Below are 13,427 nucleotides of genomic sequence, written 5' to 3'. Positions count from 1 at the left end.
CTGGCAGGCGAAGCGGGTCGCCGTCGGCGTGGTGCCGACGTTGGCGAGGTGTCTGGGTAGCCCGGCGCGAGGCGTGCCCCGCGCTGGGTTTCAGGCCCTTAGAACCACTGCTTGAAGCGGCGGATGTACAGGGTCTTCATGGTCTGGGCGACCACGCAGTAGGCGAGCAGGGTGCCCACCAGCCATGGGAAGTATTCCCAGGGCAGCGGCACCAGGCCGACCATGCTGCCCAGTGGCGAGAAGGGCACGTAGATGCCCAGGGCCATCACCAGCCCGGTGGCCAGCATCACCGGCAGGGCCGCGGTGCTCTGGATGAACGGGATCTTGCGGGTGCGCAGCATGTGCACCACCAGGGTCTGCGACAGCAGGCCTTCGATAAACCAGCCGGACTGGAACAGGGCGGCCATTTCCACGCTGTTGGCGGCGAACACGTACCACATCAGGGCGAAGGTGGTGATGTCGAAGATCGACGAGGTCGGACCGATCCACAGCATGAAGCGGCCGATATTGTTGGCGTCCCACTTGCGCGGCTTGGCCAGGTATTCCTTGTCCATCTTGTCCCAGGGCAGGGCCAGCTGGGAGAAGTCGTACATCAGGTTCTGCAACAGCAGGTGGATCGCCAGCATCGGCAGGAAGGGGATAAAGGCACTGGCCACCAGCACCGAGAACACGTTGCCGAAGTTGGAGCTGGCGGTCATGTTCAGGTACTTCATGATGTTGCCGAAGGTCTCGCGACCCTTGATCACCCCTTCCTCCAGCACCATCAGGCTCTTTTCCAGGAGGATGATGTCTGCCGATTCCTTGGCGATGTCCGTGCCGCTGTCCACCGAGATACCCACGTCGGCATCCCGCAGGGCCGGGGCGTCGTTGATCCCGTCGCCGAGGAAACCCACGGTGTGGCCGTTGGCCTGCAGGGCCTTGAGCACCCGGGACTTCTGCAGTGGGGTGAGCTTGGCGAACACTGTGCGCTCTTCCACCAGGCGCGCCAGCACCTGGTCGTCCATGTGCTCGATGTCCCGGCCCAGCAGCGGCTCGCCGGCTTCCAGGCCGACTTCGCGGCAGATCTTCGCGGTGACTATGGGGTTGTCGCCGGTCAGCACTTTTACCGTCACGCCGTTGTCGCGCAGGGCAGCAATCGCCGGGCCGGCGGTTTCCTTGGGCGGATCGAGGAAGGTCAGGAAGCCTTCGATCACCAGCTCGCGCTCGTCGCTGGCGCTGTACTGGCTGCGGGCCTCGCCCTTGGCCAGCTCGCGGGTGCCCACCAGCAGCACGCGGAAACCGTCGCGGTTGTAGTCCTCGGCCAGTTGCAGCAGGGCCTGGCGGCGCTCGGCGTCGAGCGCCACGGCGATGCCGTCCTGGCGCACCCGGGTGGCGGTTTCCAGCATCTCTTCCACCGCGCCCTTGCACACCATCAGGTGCTGGCCGCGGGCGTCGGCGAGGATCACCGACAGGCGCCGGCGGACGAAGTCGAAGGGCAGCTCGTCGACCTTGCGCCAGGCAGCGGGCGGGGTGAACTGCGGGTTGTCGGCGGCGAAGCTGACGATGGCGCGGTCCATCAGGTTCTTCATGCCGCTCTGGTGGTGGCTGTTGAGCCAGGCCAGTTGCAGGACTTCATCGCAGCGGTTGCCGCTGATATCGACATGGTGCTCGAGGATGATCCGGTCCTGGGTCAGGGTGCCGGTCTTGTCGGTGCACAGCACGTCCATGGCGCCGAAGTTCTGGATCGCGTTGAGGCGCTTGACCACCACCTTGCGCTTGGCCATGGCCGCGGCGCCCTTGGCCAGGTTGGCGCTGACGATCATCGGCAGCATTTCCGGGGTCAGGCCCACGGCCACCGCCAGGGCGAACATAAAGGCCTCGGCCCAGTCGCCCTTGGTGAAGCCGTTGATCAGCAGCACCACCGGCACCATCACCAGCATGAAGCGGATCAGCAGCCAGCTGACGCTGTTGACCCCGCGATCGAAGGCGGTCTGCGAGCGTGAGCCGACGATGGAGCGGGCCAGGGAGCCGAAGTAGGTGCGCCCGCCGGTGGCCACCACCACCGCCGTGGCGGTGCCGCTGACCACGTTGGTGCCCATGAAGCAGATGTTCGGCAGGTCCAGCAGGTCTTGCTGGTCGGCGGCCAGGGCCTTGGCGGATTTCTCCTGCACGGCGCCCAGGGTGTCGTACTTTTCCACGGGCAGGGCTTCGCCGGTGAGCACCGCCTGGCTGATGAACAGGTCGCGGGACTCGATCAGGCGGATGTCCGCCGGGATCATGTCGCCGGCCGACAGCTGGATGATGTCGCCCACCACCAGCTCGCGCATCGGCACTTCGCGCACCCGGGCCTGCATGCCCATCTGCTCGCGGCGCAGTACCGCAGCGGTGGTGCGCACCATGGCCTTGAGCGCTTCGGCGGCCTTGGCCGAGCGGTGTTCCTGCCAGAAGCGCATCAGGCCGCTGGCCAGCACCATCACCAGCACGATGATCACCCCGGTGAGATCGGTTTCTTCGCCGGCCTGCAGCGGCAGCCAGAAGTCGGTGAAGAAACTGATACCGGTCAGGGTCATCAGCACATAGATGAAGGGGTTGTTGAAGGCTTGCAGCAATTGCACCAGGGCGTGTGGCGGACGGTCGTGGGCGACCTCGTTGTGGCCGTCCCGTTGCAGGCGGCCTTCGGCGTCCAGTTCGGTGAGGCCGGCGGTGCTGGAGTTGACGTTGGCCAGGGTCACGGCCAGGCCGTTCTGGGCCTCGCGGGCGGCGCGCATCGACAGTTTCTGGCTGTCGTTGCTGGCGCTGGTGCTACGGGAAGTTGCGGTTTTTACAGTCATTGTGTGTGCTCCTGCCGCCTGGCTGCGGCTCAACACACCGACAACTCAACTAATTAAAGGCGAGCGCAAGTATGTCGAACCGCAGATGAGCGATCGATTCTGATCTTGGCGTTTTTCAGGTTTTAACGTTCGCTGGCCAAACAATGAAATTGCCTGGGCAGCGAACCTACTACTGGCCTCTTCCATAACCTTCTCCAATGAGACTTAGTTGTTTAAAGGCAATAAGGGGCCCGCAAGTTTCTGAACTAGGAAACTTGTCTGGAAACTGCGGAAAGTGTCCGTCAGATGCGGGTCAGGCGCGTGCCCCGAGGTACAGGCCGAGGATCAGCCCGGCCTGCTGCAAGAGCGCCAGCGCGCCCCGACACTGCGGGTCCTGGCTGTCGTCCAGGCTCCAGCGCTGCTGTAACTGGCCGCTGATCGGGCAGACGCGCCAGTTGGCCCGCAAAGTGGTGCCGGTCGAGGGGGCGGAAGGGGCATAGGGCGAGCGCGCCAGAACCTTGGGCTCAGGGCGCAGCCTGACCCGCATGGTGGCCGCAAAGGCGCGTACGCCGGGCATTACAGAAGTAGTGAAGTGCATAACTTGTGCCTCGTGACCGGAGCGTTTCCGGGGAGGCAAGTTACGTTGGAGCGTCAAGCCCTAGCGCAGCTCACCCGACCGCGGAGTCGAGTCCCGTCATTTTCAGGGGTGCCTGGCAGCTGCGCAGCGGCAGTGACCAGACAGCGTCTAGATACTGTGTCCATTGGCTTCTTTGGTGAGTTGAAAAAGGGCCGGATTTACCGGCCCGCGCAATTTACTCAGGGGGCTCTGGGGAGTCAAGTATAAATTGCCCGGGAAAGTTGCTGGCTGCTGAAGTTTCAGCTGAGGTTCAGCCAATAGCGACAGTTAATTAACCGAGGAAGGGAATATATAACGGGCCAAATAAAAAGTGCTCATGACCGATGAAGGCTTCATGAGCACTGGATATAACCGGTAGGAGCATCAGTTCAGCAAGTGCCGGGAGATGTCCTTGTAAGTGTCGCTGTCGGTGGCGGCCATCAGTTGCCGGCCATCCTTGAGGGTGCCGATAAAGGTCACTTCGTTTTCCGTACCGGCCATCAGATACCCGGCAATCGCGCCCACCGGGCCCAACAGCATGGCGCCGGCAATGCCGTAGCCCAAGGCGTCCTTGTTGGCGATGGGACTTTCAGTGGCGATTTCCAGGCTCTTGAACGCCGATGCCTTGATATCGACACCGGTGCTGTTGAATGGCGTCTTGAGCCTGAAGGTGCCGTGCCGGTACTCGCCGGCGCCTTGCAGAAAATCACCCGATAACACTTCGATCTTTGCCATGTTGAACCGTCCTTATCCAAGCATAACTAGATTAACCATTGAGCTCTCGGTGACCGGGAGCGTCAACGCAGTGGCGATGAAGGGTGCTACCGCCAGTCTGCCGCCCTCATGTCCTGAGCCTCTGCCTGGATGGGGCGCTCAATGCTGATCCAGATCAGGGCTGTGAAAGGTTGTAGCAGCCCCCACTGGCCGGCCCCCGAGCTTCCGACCAGCGGTGGCCTGCACAGGGGTGGGCCGGGTGCCTGAGAGTGATGTTAAAAAATGTTAGATTGAAAAATGTCTTCACATAATCCGTTCATTGGTGGATGATCGCCAGCAGCCCGATCACAACTTCTGGAGTCCCCATGAATAACAACAATGTCGGTGTCATCGGTCTTGGCGCCATGGGCCTGGGCATCGCCCGTTCGTTGCTGCGCAACGGCTTCAATGTGCATGCCTGTGATGTCCGCAGCGAGGTCAGCGCACAGTTCGCCAGTGAAGGCGGCGTGGCCTGCGCTTCGGCGGCGCAACTGGCCGCCGAGTGCGAAGTGATCATCACCGTGGTGGTGAATGCCGAGCAGACCCACAGCGTGCTGTTCGACGAGGGCGGGGCGGTGGCCGCCTTGCGCCCCGGCAGCCTGGTGATCGGCTGCGCCACCGTGGCCCCGACCTACGCCGTGGAACTGGGCCAGCGCCTGCAGGCCCTGGGCCTGCAGTACCTGGATGCGCCGATCTCCGGTGGTGCGGCCAAGGCCGCGGCGGGGGAGATGACCATGATGACCTCGGGCCCGGCTGCCGCTTACGCCAAGGCCGAGGCCGTGCTCGCGGGCATGGCCGGCAAGGTCTATCGCCTGGGGGAGGCCCATGGCCTGGGCTCCAAGGTCAAGATCATCAACCAGTTGCTGGCCGGGGTGCATATTGCCGCTTCCGCCGAGGCCATGGCCCTGGGCCTGCGCGAAGGGGTGGACGCCGACGCCCTGTACGAGGTGATCACCCACAGCGCCGGCAATTCCTGGATGTTCGAGAACCGCGTTCCGCACATCCTCAAGGCCGACTACACGCCGCTGTCTGCGGTGGACATCTTCGTCAAGGACCTGGGGCTGGTGCTGGATACCGCCCGCGCCAGCAAGTTCCCGCTGCCGCTGTCGGCCACCGCGCACCAGATGTTCATGCAGGCCTCCAGCGCCGGTTTCGGTCGCGAGGACGATTCGGCGGTGATCAAGATCTTCCCCGGTATCGACCTGCCGGTGGCCAAGCCCGATGTCGAGTGAGGAACCTGTGATGACCACTGCCAATCCACGCCCATTGCTGGGCTGCATCGCCGACGATTTCACCGGTGCCACCGACCTGGCCAATATGCTGGTGCGTGGCGGCATGCGCACGGTGCAGAGCATCGGCATTCCCGGCGCCGAGGAGGCCGGCGGGCTGAATGCCGACGCCCTGGTGATTGCCCTGAAATCCCGCACCACGCCAGCCGCCGAGGCGGTGGCCGAATCCCTGGCGGCGTTGCACTGGCTGCGGGAGCAGGGCTGCGAGCAGATTTTCTTCAAGTACTGCTCGACCTTCGATTCCACCGCCGCGGGCAATATTGGCCAGGTCAGCGAGGCCCTGCTCAAGGCCCTGGGCGGCGATTTCACCCTGGCCTGCCCGGCGTTCCCGGAGAACGGCCGCACGGTGTTCCGCGGCCACCTGTTCGTGCAGGACCAACTGCTCAACGAGTCGGGTATGCAGCAGCACCCGCTGACACCCATGACCGACGCCAACCTGGTGCGCGTACTGCAGGCGCAGACTGCGCTGCCAGTGGGCCTTTTGCGTTATGACAGCATTGCCCTGGGGGTGGACGCGGTGCGGGGCAAGATTGCCGAGTTGCGGGCAAAGGGCGTCGCCATGGCGATTGCCGACGCGCTGTCCGATGCCGACCTCTACACCCTTGGCACAGCCTGCGCCGACCTGCCGCTGCTCACCGGCGGTTCCGGGCTGGCCCTGGGCCTGCCGGAGAACTTCCGCCGCGCCGGCAAGCTGCGCCACCGGGATGCCGCAAGCCTGCCCCAGGTGGCAGGCGGCGAAGTGGTGCTGGCCGGCAGCGCCTCGCTGGCCACCAACGCCCAGGTGGACGCCTGGCTGGAGGCCGAGCGTCCGGCCTGGCGCATCGACCCGCTGGCCCTGGCGGCCGCTGAGCCGGTGGTGGCAGAGGCGCTGGCCTTTGCCCGGGAGCAGCAGGACACGGTGTTGATCTACGCCACCAGCACCCCGGAAGAGGTCAAGGCGGTGCAGCGCCAGCTGGGTGTCGAGCGTGCCGGAACCCTGGTGGAGAACGCCCTGGGCGAGATTGCCCGAGGCCTGCGTGACAGCGGTGTGCGGCGCTTTGTGGTGGCCGGCGGCGAAACCTCCGGCGCCGTGGTCAAGGCTTTGGGGGTGCGCCTGTTGCAGATCGGCGCACAGATCGACCCCGGGGTTCCGGCCACGGTCAGCAATGGTGCCGAGCCCTTGGCCCTGGCGTTGAAGTCCGGCAACTTCGGCGGCCGCGACTTTTTCAGCAAGGCCCTGGGCCAACTGGCGGGAGGTCAGGCATGAGCCGGGAAAACGCTCTGCGCGAAGAAATCTGCGACGTTGGCCGCAGCCTCTATCAGCGCGGCTATACCGTGGGCAGCGCCGGCAATATCAGTGCGCGGCTCGACGATGGCTGGCTGATCACCCCCACCGATGCCTGCCTGGGGCGCCTGGACCCTGCGGCCATCGCCAAGGTCGATCGGGCGGGGCAGTGGCTCAGTGGCGACAAGCCGTCCAAGACCCTGGCCCTGCATCGCCAGGTGTATGACCGCAACCCTGCTGTGGGCGGGGTGGTGCATACCCACTCCACTCACCTGGTGGCGCTGACCCTGGCCGGAGTCTGGCGGCAGGATGACATCCTGCCGCCGCTGACGCCCTACCAGGTGATGAAGGTCGGGCACATTCCGCTGATCGGCTACCAGCGTCCGGGTTCGCCCAAGGTCGCCGAGCAGGTGGCGCAACTGGCCAACCAGGTACGCGGGGTGATGCTCGAGCGCCTGGGGCCGGTGGTCTGGGAAAGCAGCGTGTCCAAGGCCAGCTACGCCCTGGAGGAGCTGGAGGAAACCGCACGCCTGTGGTTGCTCAGCCAGCCGCGGCCGGAACCCCTTGGGCGAGCCGCCCTGGAGGAGTTGCGCAAGGCGTTCGGCGTTACCTGGTAAACGCACCCCTGTAATAACAAGGCTTTACTCCAGCCTGTGCCCGGGAGCCGTCAGCGGCCTCTCGTCGGGGTCGGCTGGCCGCTAAAAAACAATAACAACAGGACATCCCGAGATGAATGACTGCACCTGCTTTACGGGTTCCCGCGCGATCTGCCACACCCGCCCGCAACCTTGTGGAGGGCTGTCGCTATGAGCCCATTGTTGCTGATGATCACTGCTGGGGCCGGCATCGCCCTGTTGCTGTTCCTGGTGCTCAGGTACAAGTTCCAGCCCTTTGTGGCGCTGATGCTGGTGAGCATTCTGGTGGCGCTGGTGGCCGGGGTGAAACCCGCCGATCTGGTGGCCACCATCGAAGGCGGCATGGGCAAGACCCTGGGCCATATCGCCATCATCATTGCCCTGGGCGCCATGATCGGCCGCATCATCGAGCTATCAGGCGGCGCCGAGGCCCTGGCCAAGACCCTGATCCAGCGCTTCGGTAACCGGCGCACGCCCCTGGCCCTGACCATCGCCGGTTTCATTATCGGCGTGCCGGTGTTCTTCGAGGTCGGGGTAATCATCCTGATGCCCCTGGCCTATGGTGTGGCCCGTAGCGCGCGCAAGCCGCTGCTGGTGTTCGCCTTGCCGATGTGCGCTGCACTGCTCACCGTGCACGCCTTCCTGCCACCCCATCCGGGGGCGGTGGCGGCGGCCAGCCAACTGGGCGCCGACCTGGGCCGGGTGCTGATGTTCGGCCTGCCGCTGACCGCCTTGCTGTGCTACGTCGGCTACCGGGTGGCGGCGCGCATGACCCGGCGCAACTACTCTATGACCGACGATATCCGCGCCGAGGTCTATGGCCCGCACGTCACCAATGAGGACCTGGCCGCCTGGAACAATGGCGCCGAGCAGCCCGCCAGCCCCCAGGCAATGGCGGCGGTGGCCCATATGGGCCTGGAGGAATCCACCGGCAACCTGGCGGCGAAACTGCCAGCGGCACCGCCACCGGGGTTCGGGCTGATCGTCAGCCTGATCCTGCTGCCCATCGTGCTGATTCTGCTGGGCACCCTGGCCACGTCCATGCTCGCCCCGGAGTCGACCCTGCGCGCGGTGCTCACCGTGCTCGGCGCGCCCCTGGTGGCGCTGTTGCTGGATACGCTGCTGTGCGCCTGGCTGCTGGGTTCGCGCCGTGGCTGGAGTCGCAGCCAGGTGTCCGATGTGATCGGCTCGGCGCTACCCGGGGTGGCCATGGTGATTCTGATTGCCGGCGCCGGCGGGGTGTTCGGCAAGGTGCTGGTGGACACCGGCATCGGCGCGGTGGTGTCCGAGATGCTGCGCACCACCGGCCTGCCGGTGCTGGCCCTGGGCTTTCTGCTGACCATGCTGCTGCGCGCGGTGCAGGGTTCCACCACCGTGGCCCTGGTGACCACCGCCGGGATCATCGCGCCGCTGATCGCCACCCTGAACCTGAGCCCCAACCATATGGCCTTGCTGTGTCTGGCCATGGGCGGTGGCGGTCTGGCCATGTCCCATATCAATGACGCCGGGTACTGGATCTTCACCAAGCTGGCCGGGCTCAACGTCGCTGACGGCCTGCGCACCTGGACCCTGATCACCACCTTGCTCGGCACCCTGGGGTTCTGTATTACCCTGCTGCTCTGGCCGTTTGTCTGACCCTCGTTTCCAGGAGTTCACATGCCTCGTTTCGCTGCCAACCTCAGCATGCTCTACCCGCAGCATGACTTCCTCCAGCGTTTCGCCGCCGCCGCGGCCGACGGTTTCACTGCGGTGGAGTACCTGTTTCCCTACGACTACAGCCCCCAGGTGCTCAAGCAGCAACTGGACGACCATGGCCTGCAGCAGGCGCTGTTCAATGCCCCGCCCGGTGACTGGGCGGCGGGGGAGCGGGGCATGGTTTCCCTGCCCGGGCGCGAGGCCGAATTCCGCCAGGGCTTCGAGCAGGCCCTGGAGTACGCCGCAGTGCTGGGCAACTCGCGGGTCCATGTGATGGCCGGCTTGCTGCCTTCGGAGCATGAGCGCGCCCGGCACCACGGGGTGTACCTGGAAAACCTGGCCCATGCCGCGGCCCAGGCGGCCAAGGTGGGAGTAACTGTGCTGCTGGAACCGATCAACACCCGGGACATGCCGGGCTTCTTCCTCAATCGCCAGGATCAGGCCCAGGCCATCTGCCAGGAGGTGGGGGCCAGCAACCTCAAGGTGCAGTTCGACTGCTACCACTGCCAGATCGTCGAAGGCGACCTGGCGGTGAAACTGCGCCGCGACCTGGCCGGAATTGGCCATGTACAGATCGCCGGGGTGCCGGATCGCCACGAGCCGGACCTGGGCGAGCTCAACTATCCCTACCTGTTCCAACTGCTGGACGATCTGGGCTATGACGGTTGGGTCGGCTGTGAATACCGCCCCCGTGGCGACACGTCCGCCGGCCTGCAATGGCTGCGGGACTGGCAGGCGCGCTGAGCGTTTGCCGCCCCCTGGCGTACCGGGGGGCTACTCCCATAACAACAAGCACAGGAGTTTCCCCATGCAGCGTTTTGCCTGCCGGGCCGCGCTCGGCCTGATTTTGTCCCTGGGCGGCGCCTCCCTGGCCAGCGCCGCCAGCCTGCCAGCGGCCACCCAGGGCGACTGGGTGGCCCCGCTGTTTACCTTCCACAACGGTGAGCAGTTGGCCAACCTGAAGCTGCACTACATCACCCTGGGGGACCCGAAGCATCCGGCGATCCTCTACCTGCACGGCACCTACCGGCCGGCCAGCGACCTGTTGAGCAAGGATTTTGGCGGTGAACTGTTCGGCCCCGGGCAACCCCTGGACGCCAGCAAGTACTACATCATCGCCACTGATGGCATCGGCGTCGGCCAGTCGAGCAAGCCCTCGGACGGCCTGCGGACGCGCTTTCCCCAGTACAACTACGAGGACATGGTCCAGGCCCAGTACCGGCTGCTGACCGAAGGGCTGGGGGTCAAGCACCTGCGGCTGATCATCGGCAATTCCATGGGCGGCATGCAGGCCTGGATCTGGGGCCAGAAGTGGCCGCAGATGATGGATGCCCTGGTGCCCATGGCTTCCCAGCCGGGGGAAATGTCCTCGCGCAACTGGATGATGCGCCGCCTGCTGGTGGAGTCGATCAAGCAGGACCCGGCCTGGGAGCAGGGCGACTATCGGCAACAGCCGCCATCCCTGCGCCTGGCCAACGCACTGTTTGCCACTGGCACCAGCGGCGGCACCCTGGCCTATCAGGCCCTGGCGCCGACCCGGGCCCAGGCCGACCAGTTGGTGGAGCAGCGCCTCGAGGCCAGCCAGGGGGCCGATGCCAATGATTTCATCTACCAGTGGCAGTCTTCGGCGGACTACAACGCCGCGCCGGGGCTGGGCAAGATCCAGGCCCCGGTGCTGGTGATCAACGCCGCGGATGACGAACGCAACCCGGTGGAAACCGGCACCCTGCAAGCGGCGCTGAAACAGGTGAAAAATGCCCGCCTGCTGCTGATTCCCGCCAGCGCCGAAACCCGCGGCCACGGCACCACCGGCATGGCCCGGTTCTACGCCCGCGAACTGGGACAGTTCATGGCCGAAACCGAGAAGACCCACTAACGGCCAATGGGTACTTTTTGTGGCGAGGGAGCTTGCTCCCGCTGGGAGGCGCAGCCGCCCCAAACCCGGACGGCGCGATTTTCCAGGGATTGAGGGGCGTCAGGCATTGCGTCTGCTGCGCAGACGAGCGGGAGCAAGCTCCCTCGCCACGTTCAGGGTTGTGCTGGCAGCAGCAGTTCCACGCCGTGCTTGCGGATACCGTCCGCCGCTGCGGGGGCCAGGGCGGCGTCGCTGATGATGATGTCGAACTGCGCCAGCTCGGCGATCTTGTACATGCTGAAGGTGCCGTACTTGGAACTGCTGGCCACCAGCACCACCTGGGTCGCCGATTGCATCGCCACTTGCTTGACCTCGACCTTCAGCGCCGAGGGGGTGGTGATGCCCCGGTGCAGATCCCAGGAACTGGTGGAGATAAAGGCCACGTCGGTGACCACCTGGCGCAAGGTGGCCACTGCCAGCCCGCCGACACAGGAATGGTTGGAGTGGTCCAGCTGCCCGCCGGTGTGGATCACCGTCACCTGGGGGGCATCCATCAGGGCCTGGGCCACGCCGAAATCGTTGGTCACCACGGTCATCCCCGACAGGGCCTTGATGTAGGGCACGATTTCCAGGGTGCTGGTACCCGCGTCCAGGTAGACCGTCATGTCCGCGTGCAAAAGGCTCGCCGCCAGCTTGGCCATGGCCTGCTTCTGTGGCAGTTCCACCACCGCCTTGGACTGATGGCTGGGCTCGCTGTGCAGCTGGCTGGCGATGCGCACCCCGCCGGTCACCGAATGGGCGCGGCCTTCCTGTTCCAGCAGGGCAATATCCCGGCGCACGGTCATGTGCGAGCAGTCGAACATCTCCATCAACTGATGCACGCTGAGCACCTGGTGCTTGCGCAACTGGCGCAGGATCTGCTCGCGGCGCTGCTCGGGAATCATCGGCGCGCCGCTGTCACTGGCAAGGTCCTTGGGGGTAGGCATTGAAGCTCCGGTTTGGCGGGTCGGCAAAGGCAGAAATCGGCACGCCATAGTAGCGAATGTAGCCGCCGCGGACGAGATTTAGTGCCGTGTGCAAGTCAGGAAATTCAAGCGACGGGGTAGGAGCCTCAGCCTGCGGTCAACAGGCGCTTGAGCAATCGGGTCAGCGGCTGGCGGGCCTTGCGGTGCTTGAACGGCCCCGGGATGTGCAGCAGAAAGCTGCGCCAGGGATAGCCACCGGGATTGCGCTCCACGGACTCCAGGTAGTCATGCAGGGCCAGGGCCGATTCGCGGTTGAAGGCCCAGAGCATCTGGCCTCTGTAGGCCACGGAAAAATAGGCTTCGCTGGGCCAGTTCAGGGGGTGGCGCGCCGAGTAGTGACAGTGCTCGCAGTGCAGCGACCCCAGGTCCAGGCCGTGATCGCGGTACCAGTAGGCCGAACGCTGCCAGTGGCTGGGGCTGTAGCCTTCGGGCAACTGGCCCAGGCTCTGCGTCGGGTCGCCATGCAGGCCGGGAAAGTACAGGGCGTAGTGGCGGTAGTGGCCGCAGCTGTCCTGCTCACTCCGGTACTCCAGCAATGGATGGGCCTGGAAGAACGGCACATCGACCTTGCGCTCGATGGCCCTGGCCACGACGAAATCGAAGCCGGCCCGGCCGCCGCACTGCGGGCAGTTGAGCGCCAACTGATGGGGCATGGGGCGCCATGGGTTAAGGCTAGTCATGGGTGAATCAATCTACCTGTGGCGTGGTCTGGTCGATATGCCAGCGCTGCTTGAGCTGCTGCAGGCTGCCATCGCGCTTCATTTCATCCAGGGCTTGCTGCCAGCGGGCGACCTGCTCGGCATCGACCTTGGGCGAGAAGGCGATATAGGCGTCCTGGTGCATCAGCGGCATCTGGTAGCGCAACTGGTCGAGGGGCAGGCCCTGTTCGGCGGCGAAGGTGCCCACGCTCATGGTGTCGGCCACCACGTACTGCACGCGGCCGATCTGTAGCAGGCGCATCATGATTTCCGGGCTGTCGACGCCCCACAGGTTGTCCAGCCCCTGTTGCTTGAGGTAGCTGTAGACCAGCCATCTGCGTGGCACGGCGATCTGCCCCCGGGCCTGGCGCAGGTCGCTGACCCGGGCGGCATCGCTGCTGCGGGCGTAGAGCGCGGTTTCGGTGCGCATCAAGGGGCCGACCCACTGGTAGCGCGATTCACGCTCGGCGGTGCGCAGGATGGTGAACACCGCGGTATCGGCGTCCTTGCCGGCATCGCGCAGGGCCCGCAGCATCGGCAGTTGCAACACCTGGATGCGATCGCCGCTGCGTTGCGCCAGGGCCTCGACCAGATCAACGCCAAAGCCGGTCATGTGCTCGCCCTGCTGGAAGTGCAGGGGCGGGTGATTGTCGGTCAGCATGCGCAGCTCGCCGGCATGGGCCGTGAGGCTCGACAACCACAGCAGCGCCCACAGAATCCGCATCATGCAGTGACCTTGAAAATCCAAAGTGCAGAGCTTAGTACGACTGGCCATTGGCTGTCGCCGATAAACCGTGCTGGATCTGCA

At 65.1% G+C, this 13,427-nt stretch carries 12 protein-coding genes; 6 read left to right on the top strand and 6 right to left on the bottom strand.

The genetic code is table 11. The features are described 5' to 3' along the window. Positions 1-98 precede the first annotated feature (98 nt). From mgtA to J4P02_RS02795, 3 genes are all read right to left on the bottom strand, one after another. Positions 99-2,810: a magnesium-translocating P-type ATPase gene (mgtA, locus tag J4P02_RS02805; protein ID WP_426187538.1), complete on the bottom strand. Its 2,712-nt coding sequence runs from the start codon at positions 2,808-2,810 to the stop codon at positions 99-101. 292 nt (positions 2,811-3,102) lie between these two features. Continuing rightward, positions 3,103-3,387, bottom strand: a complete 285-nt coding sequence (locus J4P02_RS02800) for a hypothetical protein (protein ID WP_426187536.1) — start codon at positions 3,385-3,387, stop codon at positions 3,103-3,105. A 402-nt stretch (positions 3,388-3,789) separates the two neighbouring features. Next, the gene (locus tag J4P02_RS02795; RefSeq protein ID WP_426187534.1) at positions 3,790-4,140 is read right to left on the bottom strand and encodes a hypothetical protein; all 351 of its coding nucleotides are present in this window, start codon (positions 4,138-4,140) and stop codon (positions 3,790-3,792) included. Positions 4,141-4,445: 305 nt separating this feature from the next. Here J4P02_RS02795 and ltnD point away from each other — a divergent pair, with 305 nt between their 5' ends. From ltnD to J4P02_RS02765, 6 genes are all read left to right on the top strand, one after another. Further along, positions 4,446-5,390, top strand: coding sequence for an L-threonate dehydrogenase (gene ltnD, locus J4P02_RS02790; protein WP_426187532.1), 945 nt, complete (start codon positions 4,446-4,448; stop codon positions 5,388-5,390). A gap of 10 nt (positions 5,391-5,400) precedes the next feature. Continuing rightward, positions 5,401-6,693 (top strand): 3-oxo-tetronate kinase, encoded by a 1,293-nt coding sequence (otnK, locus tag J4P02_RS02785; RefSeq protein WP_426187530.1) that lies wholly within the window; start codon positions 5,401-5,403, stop codon positions 6,691-6,693. Then, on the top strand, positions 6,690-7,328 hold the full coding sequence (locus tag J4P02_RS02780) for an aldolase (protein ID WP_426187528.1): 639 nt from the start codon (positions 6,690-6,692) through the stop codon (positions 7,326-7,328). The genes otnK and J4P02_RS02780 overlap by 4 nt, the downstream gene beginning before the upstream one ends. Positions 7,329-7,517: 189 nt before the next feature. Further along, on the top strand, positions 7,518-8,981 hold the full coding sequence (locus tag J4P02_RS02775) for an SLC13 family permease (protein ID WP_426187526.1): 1,464 nt from the start codon (positions 7,518-7,520) through the stop codon (positions 8,979-8,981). A gap of 21 nt (positions 8,982-9,002) precedes the next feature. After that, positions 9,003-9,785, top strand: a complete 783-nt coding sequence (gene otnI, locus J4P02_RS02770) for a 2-oxo-tetronate isomerase (RefSeq protein ID WP_426187524.1) — start codon at positions 9,003-9,005, stop codon at positions 9,783-9,785. Between the two features lie 64 nt (positions 9,786-9,849). Beyond that, positions 9,850-10,917, top strand: a complete 1,068-nt coding sequence (locus J4P02_RS02765) for an alpha/beta fold hydrolase (RefSeq protein ID WP_426187522.1) — start codon at positions 9,850-9,852, stop codon at positions 10,915-10,917. Positions 10,918-11,069: 152 nt separating this feature from the next. Here J4P02_RS02765 and J4P02_RS02760 read toward each other — a convergent pair whose 3' ends face one another. The 3 genes from J4P02_RS02760 to J4P02_RS02750 form a co-directional block, all read right to left on the bottom strand. Then, complete coding sequence (locus J4P02_RS02760) at positions 11,070-11,882, bottom strand: DeoR/GlpR family DNA-binding transcription regulator (protein WP_426187520.1); 813 nt, start codon at positions 11,880-11,882, stop codon at positions 11,070-11,072. 125 nt (positions 11,883-12,007) lie between these two features. Next, entirely contained in the window at positions 12,008-12,601 is a 594-nt protein-coding gene (locus J4P02_RS02755; protein WP_426187518.1) for a hypothetical protein, read from the bottom strand. 7 nt (positions 12,602-12,608) lie between these two features. Continuing rightward, the gene (locus J4P02_RS02750) at positions 12,609-13,346 is read right to left on the bottom strand and encodes a substrate-binding periplasmic protein (RefSeq protein WP_426187516.1); all 738 of its coding nucleotides are present in this window, start codon (positions 13,344-13,346) and stop codon (positions 12,609-12,611) included. Positions 13,347-13,427 lie beyond the last annotated feature (81 nt).

Source organism: Pseudomonas sp. NFXW11, from assembly GCF_049887815.1.
Classification (GTDB): domain Bacteria; phylum Pseudomonadota; class Gammaproteobacteria; order Pseudomonadales; family Pseudomonadaceae; genus Aquipseudomonas.
This window is presented reverse-complemented; position numbering and strand designations above follow the sequence as displayed.

Excerpts from the sequence above, each read along its gene's own strand:
- mgtA (WP_426187538.1), bottom strand. The coding sequence starts at position 2,810 with ATGACTGTAAAAACCGCAACTTCCCGTAGCACCAGCGCCAGCAACGAC.
- J4P02_RS02800 (WP_426187536.1), bottom strand. The coding sequence starts at position 3,387 with ATGCACTTCACTACTTCTGTAATGCCCGGCGTACGCGCCTTTGCGGCC.
- J4P02_RS02795 (WP_426187534.1), bottom strand. The coding sequence starts at position 4,140 with ATGGCAAAGATCGAAGTGTTATCGGGTGATTTTCTGCAAGGCGCCGGC.
- ltnD (WP_426187532.1), top strand. The coding sequence starts at position 4,446 with ATGATCGCCAGCAGCCCGATCACAACTTCTGGAGTCCCCATGAATAAC.
- otnK (WP_426187530.1), top strand. The coding sequence starts at position 5,401 with ATGACCACTGCCAATCCACGCCCATTGCTGGGCTGCATCGCCGACGAT.
- J4P02_RS02780 (WP_426187528.1), top strand. The coding sequence starts at position 6,690 with ATGAGCCGGGAAAACGCTCTGCGCGAAGAAATCTGCGACGTTGGCCGC.
- J4P02_RS02775 (WP_426187526.1), top strand. The coding sequence starts at position 7,518 with ATGAGCCCATTGTTGCTGATGATCACTGCTGGGGCCGGCATCGCCCTG.
- otnI (WP_426187524.1), top strand. The coding sequence starts at position 9,003 with ATGCCTCGTTTCGCTGCCAACCTCAGCATGCTCTACCCGCAGCATGAC.
- J4P02_RS02765 (WP_426187522.1), top strand. The coding sequence starts at position 9,850 with ATGCAGCGTTTTGCCTGCCGGGCCGCGCTCGGCCTGATTTTGTCCCTG.
- J4P02_RS02760 (WP_426187520.1), bottom strand. The coding sequence starts at position 11,882 with ATGCCTACCCCCAAGGACCTTGCCAGTGACAGCGGCGCGCCGATGATT.
- J4P02_RS02755 (WP_426187518.1), bottom strand. The coding sequence starts at position 12,601 with ATGACTAGCCTTAACCCATGGCGCCCCATGCCCCATCAGTTGGCGCTC.
- J4P02_RS02750 (WP_426187516.1), bottom strand. The coding sequence starts at position 13,346 with ATGATGCGGATTCTGTGGGCGCTGCTGTGGTTGTCGAGCCTCACGGCC.